This window comes from Thalassobacter sp. (assembly GCF_982993085.1).
Genome location: NZ_CEZFMW010000037.1, coordinates 1 through 19,136 on the forward strand (window position 1 = coordinate 1; position 19,136 = coordinate 19,136).

The 19,136-nt window shown below is 57.4% G+C and carries 18 protein-coding genes; 8 read left to right on the forward strand and 10 right to left on the reverse strand.

What is annotated here, in order from left to right; all coding sequences use genetic code 11:
* A partial coding sequence (locus AC4GMC_RS07725) for a queuosine precursor transporter (RefSeq protein WP_488082173.1) occupies positions 1-577 on the reverse strand: 577 nt, incomplete at its 3' end.
* 109 nt (positions 578-686) lie between these two features.
* A complete protein-coding gene (locus tag AC4GMC_RS07730; protein ID WP_487876827.1) occupies positions 687-1,409 on the reverse strand; it encodes a VIT1/CCC1 transporter family protein in 723 nt (240 codons plus the stop codon).
* Between the two features lie 250 nt (positions 1,410-1,659).
* On the opposite strand from AC4GMC_RS07730, the gene AC4GMC_RS07735 reads away from it, so the two are divergent.
* Together AC4GMC_RS07735 and AC4GMC_RS07740 are read left to right on the forward strand one after the other, a co-directional pair.
* Positions 1,660-3,060 carry a selenium-binding protein SBP56-related protein gene (locus AC4GMC_RS07735; protein WP_487876826.1) on the forward strand — a complete coding sequence of 467 codons (1,401 nt, stop codon included), beginning with the start codon at positions 1,660-1,662 and terminating at the stop codon, positions 3,058-3,060.
* A gap of 6 nt (positions 3,061-3,066) precedes the next feature.
* Entirely contained in the window at positions 3,067-3,729 is a 663-nt protein-coding gene (locus AC4GMC_RS07740; RefSeq protein ID WP_487876839.1) for a hypothetical protein, read from the forward strand.
* 9 nt (positions 3,730-3,738) lie between these two features.
* Here AC4GMC_RS07740 and AC4GMC_RS07745 read toward each other — a convergent pair whose 3' ends face one another.
* From AC4GMC_RS07745 to AC4GMC_RS07755, 3 genes are read right to left on the reverse strand one after another with little or no spacing between them, the layout of a single operon-like run.
* Positions 3,739-6,345, reverse strand: coding sequence for a TIGR02302 family protein (locus AC4GMC_RS07745; RefSeq protein WP_487880406.1), 2,607 nt, complete (start codon positions 6,343-6,345; stop codon positions 3,739-3,741).
* A 50-nt stretch (positions 6,346-6,395) separates the two neighbouring features.
* Positions 6,396-7,661: a diaminopimelate decarboxylase gene (gene lysA, locus AC4GMC_RS07750; protein ID WP_487880407.1), complete on the reverse strand. Its 1,266-nt coding sequence runs from the start codon at positions 7,659-7,661 to the stop codon at positions 6,396-6,398.
* A gap of 1 nt (position 7,662) precedes the next feature.
* Positions 7,663-7,971 (reverse strand): DUF2834 domain-containing protein, encoded by a 309-nt coding sequence (locus tag AC4GMC_RS07755; protein ID WP_038005082.1) that lies wholly within the window; start codon positions 7,969-7,971, stop codon positions 7,663-7,665.
* 233 nt (positions 7,972-8,204) lie between these two features.
* Here AC4GMC_RS07755 and AC4GMC_RS07760 point away from each other — a divergent pair, with 233 nt between their 5' ends.
* From AC4GMC_RS07760 to AC4GMC_RS07770, 3 genes are read left to right on the forward strand one after another with little or no spacing between them, the layout of a single operon-like run.
* On the forward strand, positions 8,205-9,857 hold the full coding sequence (locus tag AC4GMC_RS07760) for an electron transfer flavoprotein-ubiquinone oxidoreductase (RefSeq protein WP_487878041.1): 1,653 nt from the start codon (positions 8,205-8,207) through the stop codon (positions 9,855-9,857).
* A gap of 20 nt (positions 9,858-9,877) precedes the next feature.
* The gene (locus AC4GMC_RS07765) at positions 9,878-11,692 is read left to right on the forward strand and encodes a tetratricopeptide repeat protein (RefSeq protein WP_487878040.1); all 1,815 of its coding nucleotides are present in this window, start codon (positions 9,878-9,880) and stop codon (positions 11,690-11,692) included.
* Between the two features lie 15 nt (positions 11,693-11,707).
* The gene (locus AC4GMC_RS07770; protein ID WP_487878043.1) at positions 11,708-12,523 is read left to right on the forward strand and encodes a 4-(cytidine 5'-diphospho)-2-C-methyl-D-erythritol kinase; all 816 of its coding nucleotides are present in this window, start codon (positions 11,708-11,710) and stop codon (positions 12,521-12,523) included.
* Here AC4GMC_RS07770 and AC4GMC_RS07775 read toward each other — a convergent pair.
* Complete coding sequence (locus AC4GMC_RS07775) at positions 12,520-13,521, reverse strand: polyprenyl synthetase family protein (protein WP_487878042.1); 1,002 nt, start codon at positions 13,519-13,521, stop codon at positions 12,520-12,522. The genes AC4GMC_RS07770 and AC4GMC_RS07775 overlap by 4 nt on opposite strands.
* 51 nt (positions 13,522-13,572) lie before the next feature.
* Between AC4GMC_RS07775 and AC4GMC_RS07780 the strand changes: the two genes are divergently transcribed.
* The 3 genes from AC4GMC_RS07780 to AC4GMC_RS07790 all read left to right on the forward strand — a co-directional run bounded on the left by AC4GMC_RS07780 (position 13,573) and on the right by AC4GMC_RS07790 (position 14,797).
* The gene (locus AC4GMC_RS07780) at positions 13,573-13,788 is read left to right on the forward strand and encodes a putative signal transducing protein (RefSeq protein WP_487879317.1); all 216 of its coding nucleotides are present in this window, start codon (positions 13,573-13,575) and stop codon (positions 13,786-13,788) included.
* A complete protein-coding gene (locus AC4GMC_RS07785; protein ID WP_487879318.1) occupies positions 13,788-14,528 on the forward strand; it encodes a tRNA1(Val) (adenine(37)-N6)-methyltransferase in 741 nt (246 codons plus the stop codon). Before AC4GMC_RS07780 ends, AC4GMC_RS07785 begins: the two co-directional genes overlap by 1 nt.
* A gap of 104 nt (positions 14,529-14,632) precedes the next feature.
* Positions 14,633-14,797, forward strand: a complete 165-nt coding sequence (locus AC4GMC_RS07790; RefSeq protein ID WP_072936598.1) for a YdcH family protein — start codon at positions 14,633-14,635, stop codon at positions 14,795-14,797.
* Here AC4GMC_RS07790 and gcvA read toward each other — a convergent pair.
* The 4 genes from gcvA to AC4GMC_RS07810 form a co-directional block, all read right to left on the reverse strand.
* The gene (gcvA, locus tag AC4GMC_RS07795) at positions 14,794-15,744 is read right to left on the reverse strand and encodes a transcriptional regulator GcvA (protein ID WP_487876402.1); all 951 of its coding nucleotides are present in this window, start codon (positions 15,742-15,744) and stop codon (positions 14,794-14,796) included. The genes AC4GMC_RS07790 and gcvA overlap by 4 nt on opposite strands.
* A 325-nt stretch (positions 15,745-16,069) precedes the next feature.
* Entirely contained in the window at positions 16,070-16,795 is a 726-nt protein-coding gene (phbB, locus tag AC4GMC_RS07800) for an acetoacetyl-CoA reductase (RefSeq protein WP_038004202.1), read from the reverse strand.
* A gap of 59 nt (positions 16,796-16,854) precedes the next feature.
* Positions 16,855-18,030 carry an acetyl-CoA C-acetyltransferase gene (locus AC4GMC_RS07805; protein ID WP_487876401.1) on the reverse strand — a complete coding sequence of 392 codons (1,176 nt, stop codon included), beginning with the start codon at positions 18,028-18,030 and terminating at the stop codon, positions 16,855-16,857.
* Between the two features lie 163 nt (positions 18,031-18,193).
* The gene (locus AC4GMC_RS07810; protein ID WP_487876400.1) at positions 18,194-19,027 is read right to left on the reverse strand and encodes an EAL domain-containing protein; all 834 of its coding nucleotides are present in this window, start codon (positions 19,025-19,027) and stop codon (positions 18,194-18,196) included.
* Positions 19,028-19,136: the final 109 nt, after the last annotated feature.

Sequence of the window (19,136 nt, forward strand, 5' to 3'; positions counted from 1 at the left end):
CCAAAGCTGCCAATCCAATCATCAGTTTGACGCCATAATCAGCAATCGCGAGACCAACCCAATAGGGCAATTTGGGCCCGAAGCCGAACAAGGGCAGCGCCTCATTGGCCCAGCTCACATCATTGGTGGGCTCGATGAACGTAAATGCCGCTGCGAACGCGAGCGAAAAGAAGATCGCTGTGTCGATCGTTGACCCCACAAGTGTTGAGGTCAGAGGTGCCCGCCACCAGGCTTTCTCACGCAGGCGGTTAAAGATCACCAGATCGATCAGGTGCGCAATCAAGAACGCAGAACCCGACGCGATTGCGATGCGCAATGTCACGAGAGGGCCGAACTCACCCATGATTTGGCTGCCGATCAGCGAACAAATCACACCCGTCACAAAGCCCGCGAAAACGACCTTGCGAGCCGCGTCGGTTCCGTAAACGCGGTTCATCACGTCATTGACGAGGAACGCGAGCGGATAGGTAAAGGCACCGTACGTCAGCCAGCCATCCGCGATGATGTACTGAACGCCGATGTTCGAGGCGACGACGATGGTCGCCATGGCGAGAACGCCAGGAAGAAGTCTTGTCATAGATTTGATCCGTTTTTCACATGGTAGTCGGAGACATGGTCGCCCCAGAGTGGACAGCGACGCGCCCTGTTACCGAAGGTCCTGCGCAGGATCAAGTGGGCGCAATCGGCTAAAGGACCGCCCCCACCATCGCGCCAACCGCAGCCGACATGCCCATGGCCAATACCCCCCATAGCACGACACGACCCGCCGCTTTGCCACGCGCGGCCCGGCCCGCATGTGCGCCCAGCGCCCCAAGCGTGGCCAGCGCGATAATCGTCACCAACCCAACAGCCGGCAACAGGACATCATAGGGCACGAAAGCCGCCACCAATATCGGTGGCAGTGAACCCAATGCAAAGGCACTTGCCGAGGCCCCTGCCGCCTGTATCGGGTGGGCGCGCATTGTTTCATCTAGCCCCAACTCATCCCGGATGTGACTGCCAAGGGCATCCTTCTTTGTTAGCGCCTGAGCAACTTCATGCGCCAATTCAGGGGTTAGTCCACGGGCCTCATAGATGCTTTGCAATTCTACCAATTCACCCTTTGGGTTGGTACGCAGGGCTTCTCGCTCGCGGTCAATATCTGCTTTTTCCAAGTCGGACTGACTAGCGACCGAAACGTATTCTCCCGCCGCCATCGACATGGCCCCAGCCACTGCCGACGCAATACCCGCGATCACGACGCCGTCTGCGCCCAGCCCCCCAGTGCCAACACCGATAATCAATGCAGCCGTCGATAATATCCCGTCATTCGCTCCCATCATAGAGGCCCTGAGCCACCCCTGACGGTGGATCAAATGCGGGTCGTCATGTGCTGTTTGGATGGACGGTGTTTCAGGCTGTGCGGGCATGGTGCTGGCTCGTTTGTCGGGGTTGGGCAAGGTCATTGAACCTTAGTCAGACACGCAAAGCAAAGACTGCGGCAGATCAATGTCCGGCGAAAAGGGCAGATTGAGCCCAAAAAAAACCGGCAAAACGCCCGAGGAACAGCCGCCAAATCAAATAAGTTTACGCAACGTCATGAGTCGTGCGAGGCTTCCTTTCGGGGTGTCAGAGATCAGTAACTGACCGGCACCTCTTTTTCCAAGGGAGGACCCATTCATGAATTTAAGACCTGATCCAACGTTTTACCCGTCTCCTCGCATGGCGATGGAAGCACCTGCCGAAACCCTTGCCTTTACCCTTATGCTCAGTCCCGATGGTGCCCAGCCTGACGGCCTTGCGGTGGTGGATGTGGACCCAAAGTCCTCCACATTTGGTCAGATCGTCCATCAAGTCATCATGCCCAACACCGGCGATGAATTTCATCATTTTGGCTGGAACGCCTGTTCGTCCTCTTTGTCGCCCCTATCGGGGCATGCCTTCCTCGAACGGCGCTATCTGATCATTCCCGGTATCCGGTCATCGCGAATTTATGTCATCGACGTCAAAGAACCGCTCAAGGCCAAGATCCATAAGATCATTGAGCCAGAGGAGGTTTTTGACAAAACCGGGTATTCGCGCCCTCACACAATCCATTGCGGACCAGAGGGGATTTATGTGTCGACCCTTGGCGGCGGCGGCAAGGATGGCACCGATGGTCCCCCCGGTATTTTCATCATGGATTGTGAGACCTTTGAGATTTTGGGCCGCTACGAAATGGATCGAGGCGCGCAGGACAAACACTACGATTTTTGGTGGAACCTGCCGCGTGACTATATGGTCAGTTCGGAATGGGGCCTGCCGCCGCAATTCGAAAACGGGATCGTCGCTGAGGATCTTTTGGCCAACAAGTACGGGCATTCCATCCATTTTTGGAACCTGCGCGCGCGCAAAAATGTTCAGACCATTGATTTGGGCGCAAACCACCAAATGGCGCTGGAAATTCGTCCGGCGCATGACCCGGCCAAGGACTATGGGTTTTGCGGGGTGGTCGTAGACACGACCAACCTTCAGGGCGCGATTTTCACGTGGTGGCAAAAGGACGATGGTACATTTGACGCCAAGAAAGTCCTTACCATTGATCCCCGCCCCGAGGACCCCGCCAACCTGCCGCCGCTTTTGCAGGGTTTTGGCGCGGTGCCGCCGCTGGTTACCGACATCGATCTCAGCCTTGATGACAAATACCTATATGTGGCGTGCTGGGGTGTGGGCGAGATGCACCAATACGATGTGACCGACCCAATGAACCCAGTTTTGGCAGGCAAGGTTGAGCTGGGCGGGATCGCACGCGGTACAGCGCATCCTAACGGCAAGCCCTTTGTCTATGGCCCGCAGATGGTTGAAATCAGCCGCGATGGGAAGCGTGTCTACTGGACCAACTCGCTCTATTCCACGTGGGACGATCAGTTCTATCCTGGCGAAGATGGTGGCCAAATGGTTATGGCTAATGTGGGTGAAAATGGTGGGCTCACGCTGGACCCTGATTTCTATGTGGAGTTCCCAAAAGGCTACCGCAGCCACCAAATCCGGCTAGAGGGCGGCGATTGTTCGACCGATAGCTTCTGCTATCCGAACACCTGATCGGTGCTGGATTTTGACACGACGACGGCCCTTTGGTGGGCTGTCGTTGCATCAGGCATTTATCACGGGGTGAACCCTGGCATGGGCTGGCCCTTGGCGGTGTCGTCGGCGTTGATGACAAAAACGAGCGGGGCATTATTTCGCGCGCTCGCGGCGTTGGCGGCGGGGCATTTGCTGGCGATGGTCACGATCCTGCTGCCGTTTTCTGCATTGTTGGTGCTGGTCCAGTGGCAGCATGAAATCCAAGTGGCAGCCGCCGTATTGGTGATCGCGCTGGGGGTTTATTTGTTGATCAACCGGCGCCACCCTCGTTTTTTGTCCCGTGTGCCACCAACGCGGCTGGCGTTGTGGTCTTTTTTGGCGGCTATGGCCCATGGTGCGGGGCTCATGCTGGTGCCTATTTATCTGGGCATCTGCAAGACGATCGACACCGATGCAGGCCATGCCGCTGCGGCGCGGTTGATCACGGGTGACGTGGAAATCGCACTAATCGTGGCCGTCGTGCACACCGGCGCAATGATGTTATCGGGCGGATTGATCGCGGTTGGCGTGTATCGCTGGCTGGGGCTGCGTTTTTTGTCAAAGGGCTGGTTCAACCTTGATGTCGCTTGGGCGCTGAGCCTTGTTTTCGTCGGTGTGCTGGCGTTGACCGCAGGCCACAGCGCATAACCGTGCGATTTAGAAACGATCCAGCAAGCGGTTAAGGTAATCGCGCTCCTGCTCTGGGCGTTCTTGCTCAGCGGAGCGGCGGCGGATTTCATCCAGCAACTCGCGGGAGCGTTGGCGTGGGTCATTTGCCCCAAGCATGTTTTCATCCGTTCCAAGCTGACCCATGGTGCCTTGGCTGCGGCCAAGCGGATCTTGTTGTTGCGGCTGACCGTTTTGCCCGAACTCAGTGCCCTGCTGCCCCTGCCCTTCTTGCTGTTCCTGTGCCAGCGCCTCGCCCAAGTTTTGCATTCCCTCACGCAAGGCGTCCATTGCCTGCGCCTGATCATCGATCGCACCGGGCAGGTCGCCCTGTTCCAACGCGTCAGCGGCGTTGTCCATTGCACGGCCCGCACGGCCTAATGCGTCACGCGCCGCGTCGCCTGCTTCGGTGCCCTGACCGGGGAGATTACGTTCAAGACGGCCCAGTTGATCGCGCAAAGCCTCTTGCCGCTGCGCGAGGCTTTCGGCAGTGGGTGCACCGCCGGGCTGCTGGCCCTGACCTTGGCCCTGTGCTTGGCCTTGCCCCTGTCCGGGCTGTTGACCCGGCTGTTGTCCTTGACCGGGTTGTTGGCCCTCTGCCTGACCCTGTCCGGGCTGCTGGCCTTGGCCGGGTTGCTGCCCCTGTTGACCTTGTTGACCCTGCTGGCCGGGCTGATTGAATTGTTCCTGTAAATCGCGGAACGCCTCATCGCTTAGGCCCTGTTGTTCCCGGAGGGTTTCACGAAGGTCCTCCATGGCTTGCTGACCTTCGCCTTGCTGGCCCTGACCGCCTTCGCCTTGGGTGACTTGCATGTTCTCCATCATCTGCTGAAGCTCTTGCAACAATTGCTGCGCCTCGGCAGTGCGCCCCTCACGCATCAATTCCTCGATCCGTTCAAGCAGTTGATCAAGCTGATCCTGAGTGACCTGCTCACTCTCGCCCTGCTGGCCCTGTTGATTCTGGCTTTGCTGACTATCGGGGTTGCGCATGGCCTCTTGGGCCAATTGCTGCATGTAGTTATTCATGGCCTCGCGCAACTCTTGCATCAGCTGGTCAATCTCTGCTTGATCGGCACCTTGGCGGATCGCCTCAGACAGGCGTTCTTGGGCGCGGCGCAGTTCTTCTAGGGCGTTTTCTAGGGTCCTTTCCTCAATCTTGAGCGCTGCTTGCCAGAGGATTTCAGCAACGTCTTCTTGGACCTCCGGCGTCAGGTCACTGTTGGCCTCAAGCCGGCGGATGGCCATACGCACCAAGATGAAGGCCGACGGATCGGCAAAGGTATCATCGGGGCGGTGGGTCAGCGTGCGCAGAATTTGTGCCACACGCGGACCATTCACACGAGCCCATAACAAATCACGCCGCTGCTCAATCAGCGCATGTGCCAGCGGATCGAAAAACCCCTGCCCCGGCAATACCACCTGCATCGTGTCCGAGCGCCCGGTTTGGCCCAGCGCATCCTCTGCCTCTAGGGTCAGGGCGACAGGCAATTCTGCGAAAGGGTGCTTTGAGACGTCTTCGATCAGGACTTCGGAAAAATCCGCGCGGTCGCCCGAAATCGGCAAGGGCAGTGTCAGGGACAAAGGGTCCCGTGGGTCGGGATCAACCGCGAGACCATGACGACGGTCCGTATTGGCCAGATCGCGGATGATCACGGCACGGCCGATCTCCATGCCGTAGTCATCGACCACGGTGAACGCCATTTCCATTTGTGATGGCGGTTGTGCGGTAGGAGCCTCATCTATGGTGATGCTTGGCACGGAATCGGCCAACATCACGATGTCCCATGTTTGGTCATCCCCTCCCCCCGCGATGGTCAAACTGCCCGAGCGCATGACCTCAAAGTCCTGTGCGACGGCTGAGGGGTCCGGCAGGGGCGTCTCTGATAGGGTTTGGGTCACGCTCAATGCGCCGACTTGGCCATAAAGCCGCAATGTCACGCGCGAGCCTTGGGGGATTTCCAATGTGCCCGGTGCGATGTCAGGCAAATAGAGAGTGGGTTTTCCGGTATAGCGCGGCGGTTCAAGCCATGCCTCCCATGCGGGGCCTGCGGGCAGCGCATCAGCCGCCCCAGCACCCAAGCCCACCGCAAGGTCCGAGCCACGCCAAGCGCCCCCGAACAAAAGCGCTAGCGCAAGTCCCAGAACCGCCATGTACCGCAGGGCATAGGGGTCGGCGCGGGCCACACGTAGGTCGGGTTCGACCGCTTTGGCGTCGCGTAGTTTTTGCTCCATCCGGGCAAGGTGGGCGCGCCACACCGCAACGGATGCAGCATCCGTACCCCCGATGGTTTGGGTGTCCGATAAGGCTTGGATCGGACGACCGGGCAAGGCCGCATCCAACCGCTCCAGCGCCTCAGCCCGTGTGGGCCAGCGCAAACGCCGCGCATACCAGACGCCATAAGCCAACCCCACAAGCAGCCCCATAACCGTAAGCCACAAAGCCTGTGTCGGCAAAGCCGCCAAGACGCCCAAACCCCAAAGCGCCAAGGCCGCGAATAGCACGCTCCAAAGCGGCCAAGCCGCTTGGGTGATCCGCTCAGCCACAAGCCCCAAATACGTGAGCGAATAGGGCCAGCGCAGGGTTTTTGGTAAGGTCATTCAATCCCCGAAAGGTTCACAATGGATGTGCCCTTCCGCGGGGTTTCCGCCTAGAGCCACCCTGGGATGGTATCTCGATTTATCATCTCGTCAAAGGTGGGACGTGCGCGGATCACCGCGTATTGATCGCCTTGCACCAAAACTTCAGGGATCAGAGGGCGCGAATTATACTCGCTCGACATGACCGCACCGTAGGCACCCGCACTGCGGAACGCCATGAGATCGCCTGATTTAAACGGCGGCAACGTGCGTTGTTTGGCAAAGGTATCGCCACTTTCGCAGACGGGGCCGACGATATCATAGGTTGATGTTTCCACACCGGGGGCGGGCTCAACCACGGGCACAATATCGTGATGTGCGCCGTACATTGCGGGGCGGATCAGGTCATTCATCGCCGCGTCAACGATCAAAAAATCGCGGCTTTCTCCGTTCTTGAGGTAAATAACCTCGGTCACGAGCAGCCCTGCGTTACCAGAAATTAAACGCCCGGGCTCAATCTCGACTTCAACGTCCAAATCGCCGACGCACTTCTTGATCAGCGCGCCGTATTCCATTGGCAAAGGCGGCGCGGTGTTGGAGCGTTCGTAGGGGATGCCAAGGCCGCCCCCCAGATCGAGCCGCTCAATCGTGTGACCGTCAGCGCGCAACTGGTGGGTCAATTCGACCACCTTGTTGTAAGCCAGCTCAAATGGCGCAAGCTCAGTCAGCTGCGACCCGATATGAACATCAATGCCAATGACCTTGAGGCCCGGCAACTTGGCCGCCATCGCATAGACTTCGCGCGCCCGCGAAATTGGGATGCCGAATTTATCGTCGTATTTGCCTGTGGAAATTTTCTCATGGGTTTTAGCGTCCACGTCCGGGTTGATCCGGATCGTGATCGGCGCCTCAACACCCAGTTCGCTGGCGACGGCGCTCAGCGCCTCCATCTCTGGCTCGCTTTCGACGTTGAACTGTCGCACACCGCCCTCAAGAACCATCCGCATTTCGGCGCGGGTCTTGCCGACGCCAGAAAACACGATCCGCTCACCGGGGATGCCAGCCGCCTTGGCCCGCGCGTATTCACCGCCCGACACAACGTCCATGCCTGCGCCTAAATCCCCCAGCAGCTTGATCACCGCCTGATTGGAATTCGACTTCATCGCAAAGCATACAAGATGCGGCAGCCCCTCAAGGGCTTCGTTAAATAGCTTGAAATGTCGCGTCAGCGTGGCGCTGGAGTAGACATAGAAGGGCGTGCCTACCTGCGCTGCGATCTGCGCGAGGGAGACATCTTCGGCGTGCAGCGCGCCGTCTTTGTAGAGAAAATGGTCCATGTCAGCGGCTTTGCCGCGCCCGGAGCAAAAGGTAAAGAGGCAAGCCTGCTGAGATGCCGATGCCATAGGTCGCAGGGATCGCCAAAAGCCCCAGCCAATTGCGGCGTGAAATCGTCTCATGGAGGATCCACAGGGTCAGCGTCACGGCGGCAATCGTCAGATCCCACGTCAGGCCTGTCGTGCTTTCGTTAACGTACCATGCGTCGATCAAGGGGCCCAATTCCCAGCCATGTTCTTGGAACCACGCATAGAAATGGCGCCACGGCAGGATCGTGCCGAGGATCACGAGAGCGATATAAACGAAGGTCATCATGGAAGTCTCCTTTGGCCGAGACTTAGAGGGAAAAGTGCAAAGGCCAACCGTGGCACAGCATCGCCGGGTTATTACGCCCAATTGAATGAAAAATGTGCCCATCGCGACATAATATTACGGAATTGCGGCAGTGCGGCGAAATGATGTGGCGTCGGAATTGACGCCTCCGGCTTCTGTCCCCATAACCTTTTTTGAGTTTGGAATCGAGCAAAGCCAACGGGGTGACCGATATGTCTGCAATTGAACGCGAAGCCATGGAATACGATGTCGTGATCGTCGGGGCGGGACCTGCGGGCCTGTCGGCTGCGATCCGGCTTAAGCAGTTAGACGCAGATCTAAACGTGGTCGTTCTGGAAAAGGGCTCCGAGGTTGGCGCGCACATCCTATCCGGCGCAGTTCTGGACCCAACGGGTTTGGATGCGCTGATCCCCGATTGGAAAGAAAAGGGCGCACCAATCAACGTGCCCGTCACGTCAGACAACTTTTACATGTTGGGTGAAGCAGGTTCGTTGCGTATCCCCACATCGATCATGCCCCCCCTTATGAGCAACCATGGCACCTACATCGTGTCGATGGGCAATGTATGTCGCTGGATGGCCGAGCAAGCCGAAGAGCTCGGCGTTGAAATATTCCCCGGCATGGCGTGTTCCGAATTGGTCTTCGGGGACAACGGCGAAGTGAAGGGCGTTGTGGCTGGTGTGTTCGGGTTGGAGCAAGACGGCTCAATCGGTGAGAACACCGAAGTCGGCATGGAGCTGCACGGCAAGTACGTCTTCCTCAGCGAAGGTGTCCGTGGCAGCCTTTCAAAGGAAGTGATCGCGAAATACGACCTCGCCAAGGATGCCGAGCCGCAGAAATACGGCCTAGGCATGAAGGAAATCTGGGAGATCGACCCAGAGAAGCATAAAGAAGGCACCGTTACGCACACGATGGGCTGGCCCTTGGGCAAGAACGCGGGCGGCGGGTCGTTCATTTATCACCTCGATAACAATCAGGTCTATGTGGGCTTCGTGGTCCACCTTAACTACGAAAATCCGCACATGTTCCCCTACATGGAATTCCAGCGGTTCAAGCATCACCCGATGGTTGCGGACCTTCTGAAGGGCGGCAAACGCGTGGCCTACGGCGCGCGGGCCATCACTGAGGGTGGTTGGCAGTCGATGCCCAAGCTTGTAGCCCCCGGCGTGGCGCTGTTGGGCTGTTCGGCGGGCATGGTTAACGTGCCGCGCATCAAGGGCAACCACAACGCGATGCTGTCGGGCAAAGCCGGAGCGGAAGCCGCATTTGAAGCCATCGGCGCAGGACGGGCGGGCGATGAACTGGCCGCCTATGAAAGCGACGTCCGTTCCGGGCCCATCGCCAAAGACCTTAAGCGCGTGCGCAACGTCAAACCGCTATGGTCGAAGTATGGGCTTGTCGCCTCTCTCATGGGCGGCGGGGCCGATATGTGGGCCGCGAACCTGACCGGCTTCAACATTCTAGGCACCTTGGGGCATGGCAAAAACGACGCCGAGGCCACCGGCGAGGCTGCCAAATTTGCGCCCATCGACTACCCCAAGCCCGATGGCGTGTTGTCGTTTGATCGCCTGACGAACGTCAGCTTTTCTATGACCAACCACGAGGAAAGCCAGCCCGCCCACCTGCGGCTGAAGGACCCATCAATCCCGGTGGCCGTTAACCTGCCCAAATACGCAGAACCCGCACAGCGCTACTGCCCCGCAGGCGTCTACGAAGTCGTGAGCGAACCGGAAAAAGACCCCCGCTTTGTCATAAACTTCCAGAACTGTGTGCACTGCAAAACCTGCGACATCAAAGACCCAAGTCAGAACATCACTTGGGTCACACCGCAGGGCGGTGACGGGCCAAACTACCCGAACATGTGATCAACTTGATGGGGCGTCCAATGGGGCGCCCCATTGCTCTTGGGGCTGGGGCAAACTACGTTTGTCGAAACCAGACCGGAGAGCCAATGCGCCTGCACATCCTCAAAAGCGCCCTACTTGCCAGCACGCTTGCCTTTGCGGCGCCCGCCCCAAGCTTTGCCCAAGACGGTATTGCGGGCCCCTATCTGGCCGCACGGCTTGCAGGTTTTGCCAGCGACTACGCCGCCGCTGCCGAATATTATGGCCAGTTGTTGCAGCGCGATCCGAACCAAGTCGAAATCCTTGACGCCGCAATGATCAGTTTTGCAATGCTTGGTGATTTTGAGCGGGCGGGCGATGCCGCAGCGCGGGTCATCAGCATTGAGCCAGACATGCAGATCGCGCAGATGGTTCGCTTGGTGCGCGACGTGTCCCAAGGCAACACTGCTGCGGCCAAGGATGCGTTGATGGCCGGTGTGGTCGGCGGCCCCCTCCTGGATGGGCTGCTGATGGGTTGGGTGGAACTGGCCGAAGGCAACATGTCCGAAGCCGTCAACGCATTTGACGCTCTTTCGGAAAACCGCGCGTTCCGCTCATTTGCCTACATCCACAAAGCCCTCGCCTTTGCGATGGTCGGTGACTTTGAAAGCGCAGAAGCCATCCTGAGCGGTGAAACCTATGGCGACTTGAGCCTCAATATCACAGCCTTCGAAGCCTATGCGCAAATCCTTGTGCAGTTGGATCGCCCAGACGACGCGGTCGCCTTTTTGGCTCAAACGCTGCAACGTGGCTCCTCCCCTGAGCTAGAGGCGCTGCTCACCCGGATCGAAAACGGCGACGCGGTCAGCTACGACATCATTCGGACCCCGCTGGAAGGCATGTCCGAGGCATTTGCAACCCTGGCCGCTGTCGTCAACGGAGAGGCCTCGCACACGTATACGCTTCTGCACAGTCGTGCGGCACTGGTTCTGCATCCCACCAATGTGGACGCGATCCTGTTGACCGCGGACCTACTAGAGGAACAGGAACAATACGCCCTCGCGGGAGCGGTTCTAGACGCGGTTCCGATTGATCACCCATCCTTCTACCTTGCGGAAATTTCTCGCGCGGGCCTGCTTTACAGCGACGACCGAGGGGATACAGCGGCTGAGGTCCTAAAATCGCTGGCGCGGACGCATGGCGATATCCAACAGGTCCATACCGCCCTTGGCGACACCCTGCGCCGGCTGGAACGCCACCGAGAAGCCGCAGACGCCTATGAGGCAGCCGTCGCTTTGGTTCAGGAACCAACACCCCGCGATTGGTTCCTCTATTACGTGCGTGGCATCGCCTATGAACGCACAGATCGCTGGCCACAGGCCGAAGCCGATTTCCGCAAAGCCCTAGAGTTGAACCCAGACCAGCCGCATGTGCTGAACTACCTTGGATATTCGATGATCGAAAAGAAAGGTGATCTGGTCGAAGCACTCGATATGATTGAAAAGGCCGTGGCTGCGCGCCCCGATGATGGCTATATTACCGACAGCCTTGGCTGGGTTTTTTACCGCCTTGGGCGGTTCGATGAAGCCGTCGCCCCCATGGAACGCGCCGTCGCCCTAGAACCCCTTGATCCTGTCATCAATGACCACCTTGGGGATGTGTTTTGGGCAGTTGGGCGCAAGCGGGAGGCAGAGTTCCAGTGGCGTCGTGCCCTTTCCAACGTGGACCCTGACGACACCGACAGCGAAGCTGATCCCGACCGGATGCGCCGCAAGTTAGAGATCGGTCTGGACCGCGTTCTAAAGGAAGAAGGCGCGCCTTCGCTGGCTGAAAAGGCTGCTGCCGCAGAAGCCACGCGAAAAGCCGCGCAGGACTGAGCCTGTCGCGTGACCATCACGACCCAAGAATTCGCCCCTGCGAAGATTAACCTCACGCTCCATGTCACAGGACAGCGGAGCGATGGGTACCATATGCTCGACAGTCTTGTGGTATTTGCGGACGTGGGCGATGCACTACAGGTTCAACTAGGCGCCCCGTCTCTTTGTGTGGTGGGGCCATTTGCGCAGGGCGTGCCGACGGGGCCGGAAAACTCAATCCTAAAGGCCGCGCAATTGCTGGGGATTGAGGGCAAGTTTCAACTGACCAAAAACCTACCCCACCCTGCCGGGATTGGAGGCGGCTCGGCGGATGCAGCAGCTGCGGTTCGCGCCTTGTGTCGCTTGACGGGCAAACCTCTGCCCGCGCCGGCATCGCTCTTGCCACTGGGTGCAGATATGCCCGTCTGCCTATCCTCCTGCCCACAACGGATGACTTCAATCGGCGAAGACGTGGCCCCCGTCGCACCTTTGCACCCCATGTGGGTTGTGCTGGTTAATCCCGGTATTCCTACGGCAACAGGGCCGATTTTCAACGCGCTGCCCACCAAAGACAATCTGCCCATGGGGCCACTACCTCGCTTTGCATCGATAGACGATCAGCTTGCTTGGCTAAGAGAACAGCGCAACGACCTACAGTCACCCGCCCAAACGTTGTGCCCCGTTATTGATGAGGTGCTTGGCGCGATCACGGCCACCGATGCCGGGCTTGTGCGGATGTCCGGTTCAGGTGCCACGTGCTTTGGGTTATACTCGTCAGAGACCGCCGCGAATACGGCAGCGGCCCGGTTGCGCAGGCCCAACTGGTGGACCCGCGCCGCAAAACTGCTTTAGCGGACGCGCGCGACCACGTAATCCGCAAGATCGATCAACATGTCGCGCAAAGGATGCTCTGGCATGGACGCCATCGCGGATTTCGCAACCTCAGCCCAACGCAGCGCCTCTTGGCGGGTCTGCTCAAGCGTGCCGTATTTTGCGATCAGAGCCATGGCATGCTCAAGATCACCCTCATCCTGACGCCCTTTTTCAATCGTCTTGACCCAAAACGCGCGTTCCTCATCGGTGGCTTGTGCCACGGCGCGGATAACTGGCAGGGTCAGCTTGCGCTCCCGGAAGTCGTCGCCAACGTTTTTGTCGAGGGTTGTGCCCGCGCCGCCGTAATCCAGGTAGTCGTCTACAATCTGAAAGCTCACACCAAGTGCGTCGCCAAAGGTGCGCAAAGACGCAACAGTCGCGTCGTCTTGGCCCGCGATCACGCCGCCAACCTCGGATGCCGCTTGGAACAGAGCCGCCGTTTTGCCGCGGATCACTTGTAGATAAATCGCTTCTGTTGTCGCCAGATTAGAGGCGGCGGTCAGTTGCAGCACCTCTCCCTCAGCGATTGTTGCCGAAGCGTTAGCAAGGATATCCAGAACGCGCAGGCTGTCGGTTTCGACCATCAACTGGAACGCGCGGGCAAACAGATAATCCCCCACGAGGATCGATGATTTGTTATCCCACAACAGGTTAGCCGTCGGACGGCCCCGACGCTGCCCGCTTTCGTCCACTACATCGTCGTGTAGCAGGGTCGCGGTATGAATGAACTCAACCGTCGCGGCCAGCTTTTGATGATGCTCACCCTCGTAGCCAAACATCCGCGCGCAGGCGAGCGTCAGCATAGGGCGCACACGTTTTCCGCCGGCCTCTACCAAATGGGCCGTGACCTCTGGAATGCGCGGGGCATGTTCGGACGCCATGCGCGCGCGGATCAGGTGATTTACAGCCTCCAGATCAGCGGCGAGCGTGGTCGCCAGACGTTCGTGGGGCTTTTGGACAGCGGTATCCAAACTCATCTTTGCGACCTTTGGCTCGACAGCGCCCTAACCGGCGCCTAACTGATGGGTATGAAAGAAATCCTTCGCACCAATGACCCAACCGCCATTGCCTTTGCCAAGGCCCTCTTACAGGGGGAGGATATAGAGTGGTTTGAAATGGACGTCCATATGAGCGTCCTAGAAGGAAGCATTGGCGTATTGCCGCGGCGGCTTTTGGTGGCCGAGCGCGATTTTTTTATGGCAAGTGCGACATTGCGCGACAACGGCATCACGGGAACCGGGTGATCGAGACAACATTTGATAGTTTTTTGGGCGGTCAGGTGCAGGTGCATCAACCGCGCGACGGTTACCGGGCCGGGACGGATCCGGTGCTGATGGCCGCAGCTTGTCCAGCCGTTGCCGGAGATACCGTGTTGGAGTTGGGTTGCGGAGTTGGTGTAGCCAGCTTGTGTTTATTGGCACGGGTGCCCCAAGCGCAGGTAACAGGGTTGGAATTACAACCAGACTACGCGGACTTGGCCCGAAGCAATGCCAAAGGCCTGCCCTTCGAGGTAATTGTGGGCGATGTGGCGGCCCCCCCTGCGGAATTGGCCGCGCTCAGCTTTGATCATGTCATATGTAACCCCCCTTATTTCGCCCCCAAGGCCGGGACTGCATCGACGAACGCATCGCGCGAAACTGCGTTGCGCGAGGATGTGTCACTGGCCACGTGGATCGACGTGGCGACCCGTCGTTTGCGGCCAAAGGGGACCTTAACCATGATCCTGCGCGCAGACCGGCTAGATGGCTATTTCCAAGCCATCGATGCACGTATGGGCAGCCATATCGTGCTGCCGTTAACATCTCGGGCACAAAAACCGGCACAGCGTGTAATATTCTGCAGTCGCAAAGGCGGGCGGGCCGGTCTGCAAATGTGCCCCCCCATGGTGCTGCATGAAGGGGCGCAACATTTTGAAGATGGGGATGATTTTACCAAAATCGCCTCAGACGTTTTACGCGGCGGCGCAGCAATTAGCCTAAAATAGATAAAACTTGCTATATTCGTCGTCCGGGCGCCGGACAAAATTACGTGACAGGACTCAGTTCTTGTGGTGAGCTTTTGATATTCATCACTAGAGAGGAGATATACATGTCGCTCACTTCGCATCTGCAGAGCCTACGCAAAAAGCACGAGCATCTCTCAAAACAAGTGGAAGAAGCCCAACGAAGTCCCGGAACGGACGGACTTGAAGTCGTCTCTTTGAAAAAGCAGAAGCTACAACTGAAGCAAGAGATTGAGCGTCTCTCCGCCTAACCCCCCACTTCATCTGCGCGGACCATGTGCCGACCTTGGCCGTGGTCCCGCATTTTGCATGTTTCGACCCGAAGCCATTCCAAGAACGCCTTGAATTGGGGCTTTTCCTCGGAACCTTTTTGGCACAGCACCCGAAAATGCGCATCTGTTGAAATAGCCGTTTTAAACGGTGCAACCAAACGTCGATCACGTAGCGCCCGATCCGTCAAAGTAATCCGCCCCAAAACAACACCGGCTCCCGCTTGGGCGGCATCAATTGCATGATCCGCTTGGCTGAACCTTGCGCCGTGGATTTCGCCCAACTCCAGCCCATTTACTCGAAACCAAGCGGTCCAGTCGCAAGCCGGACGCAACCACGCGATATCATCTGAATGTAGCAAAGGCGCTTTCAGCAGAGATTCTGGTGTTGGAAAGCGCGCTGCGAGGTCTGGGTGCATCATAGGCGTAAACCATTCGCCTACGATTTTCTCACTATAGAGATTGGAGCCATCATCCCCGCCAAAACCGAATCGAATGGCGATATCGATATCGTCACGCTCAAAATCCATCAGCCGGAGGCTGGCCGCAAACCGTAACTCGATCTCTGGATGGCTCTGCGCAAAATCAAATAATCGCGGCGCCAACCATTTCGCGGTAAATGCCGGACCCGCCGTGATGGTGATAACACCTGTATCCACGGTTCTGCCCGCCGCCCGCCACGCAGCTTGCAACATTTGAAATGCGTCTGTTGTGCCCGGAGCCAGCGCCTTGCCAGCCTCAGTCAACTCTACAGCCCTGTTAAGCCGCCGAAACAGAGGCGCGCCGAAATGCTCTTCAAGCGACTTGATCTGAAAACTCAAAGCCGCGGGCGTGACGTTCAACTCATCAGCGGCACGCGCGAACGACATGTGTCGTGCGGCAGCTTCAAAGGCCCGCAAAGCGGTAAGAGGAGGAAGTCGATCTATCATTTCAGTTAAGTATAACTTATCTGATGCGTTTGAAAATCTCGTTTGCGAAAAAGACGGCTAAGGCGCATGTTGATCCACAGAAATTGAAACCTGCCAAGGAATACTAACATGGAAAACCAATTACATACGATAATGCTTCAACAAGCGATGGAAAATGCGCACAAAGAGCGGGCTGCCGCCTTTGCCTCAGTTTGGAAAAACTGGTTCGGACTTCGCGCTGCATTCCAACCCCTGGGCACTACACAATCCGCTTAAGTGAGGCTGAAACGCAAAAAGGACCGGCACTTCATGGCCGGTCCTTTTGAATTTCTCAATCTCGCAGCGCTTAGACGAAGAACTGACCACCGTTGGCAGAAATGGTCGAGCCATTGATGAAGCCCGCATCATCCGAAGCAAGGAATGCAACGCATCGTGCGATTTCTTCTGGCTCACCCAGACGGCCCGCAGGGATCTGTGGGATGATCTTGGCGTTCAGGACTTCCTCGGGAATCGCGCGCACCATTTCGGTACCGATATATCCGGGGCAAACGGCGTTGGCCGTGATGCCTTTGGCGGCACCCTCTTGAGCCAGCGATTTAACAATACCCAGATCACCCGCTTTTGTAGCGGCATAGTTAACCTGACCAGCTTGGCCTTTTTGGCCATTGATCGAAGAGATCACGATCACGCGCCCAAAGCCACGCTCACGCATACCGGGCCACACGGGGCGCACAGTGTTGAACACACCCGTCAGATTCGTATCGATGACTTTTTGCCACTGCTCGGGCTTCATTTTGTGAAAAAAGCCATCCCAAGTGATGCCAGCGTTAGCAACCACGACATCAACGGGGCCAAGGTCGGCTTCGACTTGTGCGATGCCCGCCTCAGAGGCCGCGTAATCGGCGACGTCCCATTTGTAAGTTTTGATGCCAGTCGCGGCAGTGAACGCCGCCGCTTTTTCATCATTGCCAGCGTAGGTTGCCGCAACCTCGTAGCCGTCAGCTTTTAGTTTCTTGGAAATCGCTTCGCCAATACCGCGCGATCCGCCGGTGACCAGTGCAACTCGTGCCATGGATTTTCTCCTCAGAATTCTAGAAATTTGGGCAGGTTTCGGCCTGCCCGTTTTGAAAATTAGGGACGCTCAACACACAGAGCAACGCCCATGCCGCCACCAATGCAAAGCGTGGCTAGACCTTTTTTGGCGTCACGACGCTGCATTTCGAACAGTAGGGTGTTCAGAACACGGCACCCGGAGGCGCCAATCGGGTGACCAATCGCAATGGCACCGCCATTAACGTTTACGATTTCAGGATCCCATCCCATGTCTTTGTTCACAGCACACGCCTGCGCCGCAAAAGCCTCATTTGCCTCCACAAGATCGAGGTCACCGACAGACCAGCCAGCTTTGTCGAGCGCTTTGCGCGATGCATAGATCGGGCCGACACCCATGATCGACGGGTCAAGCCCTGCTGTGGCGTAGGATACGATGCGCGCCAACGGCTGGATGCCGCGTTTTTCGGCTGCATCGGCAGACATCAGCAACGTCGCGGCGGCGCCATCATTGAGGCCCGACGCATTCGCTGCTGTCACTGTACCATCTTTGGTAAAGGCAGGCCGCATCTTCTGCATTGCCTCAAGAGTGGCACCATGACGGATGTACTCATCTTTATCGACAATGATGTCGCCCTTGCGTGTTTTCACGGTGAAGGCTGCGATTTCATTGTCAAATTTGCCAGCTTTCTGCGCAGCCTCAGCTTTGTTTTGCGAAGCAACGGCGAACTCGTCCTGTTGATCGCGCGAAATCTGCCACTTCTCAGCGACGTTTTCGGCGGTTTGACCCATGTGGTAGCCGTTGAAAGCGTCCCACAGGCCGTCGCGGATCATCGTGTCGATGAACTTCATGTCGCCCATCTTTTGACCCGCGCGCATTGCAGCAGCATGGGGCGAGAGCGTCATATTTTCCTGACCACCCGCGACAACCATTTCGGCATCACCGAGCATGATGTGCTGAGCACCCAGAGCGACAGCGCGCAGACCAGAGCCACATACTTGGTTAATGCTCCAAGCGGCAGCTTCCTGTGCGAGACCCGCATTGATGTGCGCCTGACGTGCAGGGTTTTGACCTTGGGCGGCGGTGAGCACTTGGCCAAGAATTGTTTCGGAAACTTCGGCTTTGTCTACGCCTGCCCGCTCAACCACGGCTTCGATTACAGCAGCACCAAGATCATGGGCGGGGGTGTTGGCAAACGACCCTCCAAAGCTGCCAACTGCGGTTCGTGCAGCTGAAGCAATCACAACATTCGTCATTCATCTTACCCTTCTGAGGGCGCGACCACCCCGACCCCCCAGTGGGCCAAGCCCTCGCGCATGTCCTAGGGTTTGGTTAACGCGACTCTCTGATTGGAGTAAGCGGACACGGTGTCTCACCCGGCGCATACCTGCCGATAGGTCCCATGCGCTGAGCGCATAGCTATGCGGACATCTGGCTGTGATTTTTCTCAGGCTGTTGCAGCCAAATGGGGTTCGTTTCAGGACGGCCATAGTAGTAGCCCTGCATACAATCGATGCCGGCCTTGACCAAAAAATCAGCCTCTTCCCGTGTCTCAACCGCCTCTGCAACGGTGAACATATCGAACTGCTGCCCAATCTTGATAAGCGCTTCAGTCAGGACCTGATTGTTCGCATCATGGTGAACACCACGGGTGAATTGCCCATCAATCTTGAGGATATCGAAATAGAAGTCCTTGAGATAGCGAAACGAGGTTTGGCCCGCCCCGAAATCATCCAACGCAAAGGTAACGCCCTGCGCTTGAAACCGCTGCATGAAGACCATCACTGTTTCGGGCATCTGCATGGCAGAACTCTCGGTAATCTCAAGGATCAAACGCTCACCCAAAGTCGGGTCGTTGTGCAATGCACGCTCCAGTATGCAGGTCCATCTGGGATGGCCAATTGAGCGTGTCGACATGTTAATCGCCAAACGCAAATCGGGCTTGGAACGCAGCGCATCAATGCCACAGCGCAGCGCGGCGCAATCAATATCGCGCCCCAGGTCATGCTGCTCAATCAACGGCATAAACTCAGCCGCTGGAATAACCCGGCCCTCACAACCCAAAACACGAATTAAGCCCTCGTAGAACGCCGGGTTACAGGGCTGCTGCGACTGAACGATAGGCTGGAAGGCCAGCATACAATTGCCCTGCTCCAGCGCGGAAGTAACCATGGACAACACGGCTTGATCGCTTTGCGGCACAGCCGAACCAACTGATTGTTCCTGATCGGGTTTAATAATTTCTTGCGCCATAATGTGCTATCCCTCTCACCAAATTCACAGCAATCATGACCCCGAAACCCTTTCTGAATTATTAAATGTTTTATTTTTGTTCTTTTTGCCTCATCCTTGCCTAAAATGA

Bases quoted from the DNA above. Each gene is read 5' to 3' on its own strand.
- AC4GMC_RS07730 (WP_487876827.1), bottom strand. From the start codon at position 1,409: ATGCCCGCACAGCCTGAAACACCGTCCATCCAAACAGCACATGACGAC.
- AC4GMC_RS07735 (WP_487876826.1), top strand. From the start codon at position 1,660: ATGAATTTAAGACCTGATCCAACGTTTTACCCGTCTCCTCGCATGGCG.
- AC4GMC_RS07745 (WP_487880406.1), bottom strand. From the start codon at position 6,345: ATGACCTTACCAAAAACCCTGCGCTGGCCCTATTCGCTCACGTATTTG.
- lysA (WP_487880407.1), bottom strand. From the start codon at position 7,661: ATGGACCATTTTCTCTACAAAGACGGCGCGCTGCACGCCGAAGATGTC.
- AC4GMC_RS07755 (WP_038005082.1), bottom strand. From the start codon at position 7,971: ATGACCTTCGTTTATATCGCTCTCGTGATCCTCGGCACGATCCTGCCG.
- AC4GMC_RS07760 (WP_487878041.1), top strand. From the start codon at position 8,205: ATGTCTGCAATTGAACGCGAAGCCATGGAATACGATGTCGTGATCGTC.
- AC4GMC_RS07765 (WP_487878040.1), top strand. From the start codon at position 9,878: ATGGGGCGCCCCATTGCTCTTGGGGCTGGGGCAAACTACGTTTGTCGA.
- AC4GMC_RS07775 (WP_487878042.1), bottom strand. From the start codon at position 13,521: ATGAGTTTGGATACCGCTGTCCAAAAGCCCCACGAACGTCTGGCGACC.
- AC4GMC_RS07780 (WP_487879317.1), top strand. From the start codon at position 13,573: ATGAAAGAAATCCTTCGCACCAATGACCCAACCGCCATTGCCTTTGCC.
- AC4GMC_RS07790 (WP_072936598.1), top strand. From the start codon at position 14,633: ATGTCGCTCACTTCGCATCTGCAGAGCCTACGCAAAAAGCACGAGCAT.
- gcvA (WP_487876402.1), bottom strand. From the start codon at position 15,744: ATGATAGATCGACTTCCTCCTCTTACCGCTTTGCGGGCCTTTGAAGCT.
- phbB (WP_038004202.1), bottom strand. From the start codon at position 16,795: ATGGCACGAGTTGCACTGGTCACCGGCGGATCGCGCGGTATTGGCGAA.
- AC4GMC_RS07805 (WP_487876401.1), bottom strand. From the start codon at position 18,030: ATGACGAATGTTGTGATTGCTTCAGCTGCACGAACCGCAGTTGGCAGC.
- AC4GMC_RS07810 (WP_487876400.1), bottom strand. From the start codon at position 19,027: ATGGCGCAAGAAATTATTAAACCCGATCAGGAACAATCAGTTGGTTCG.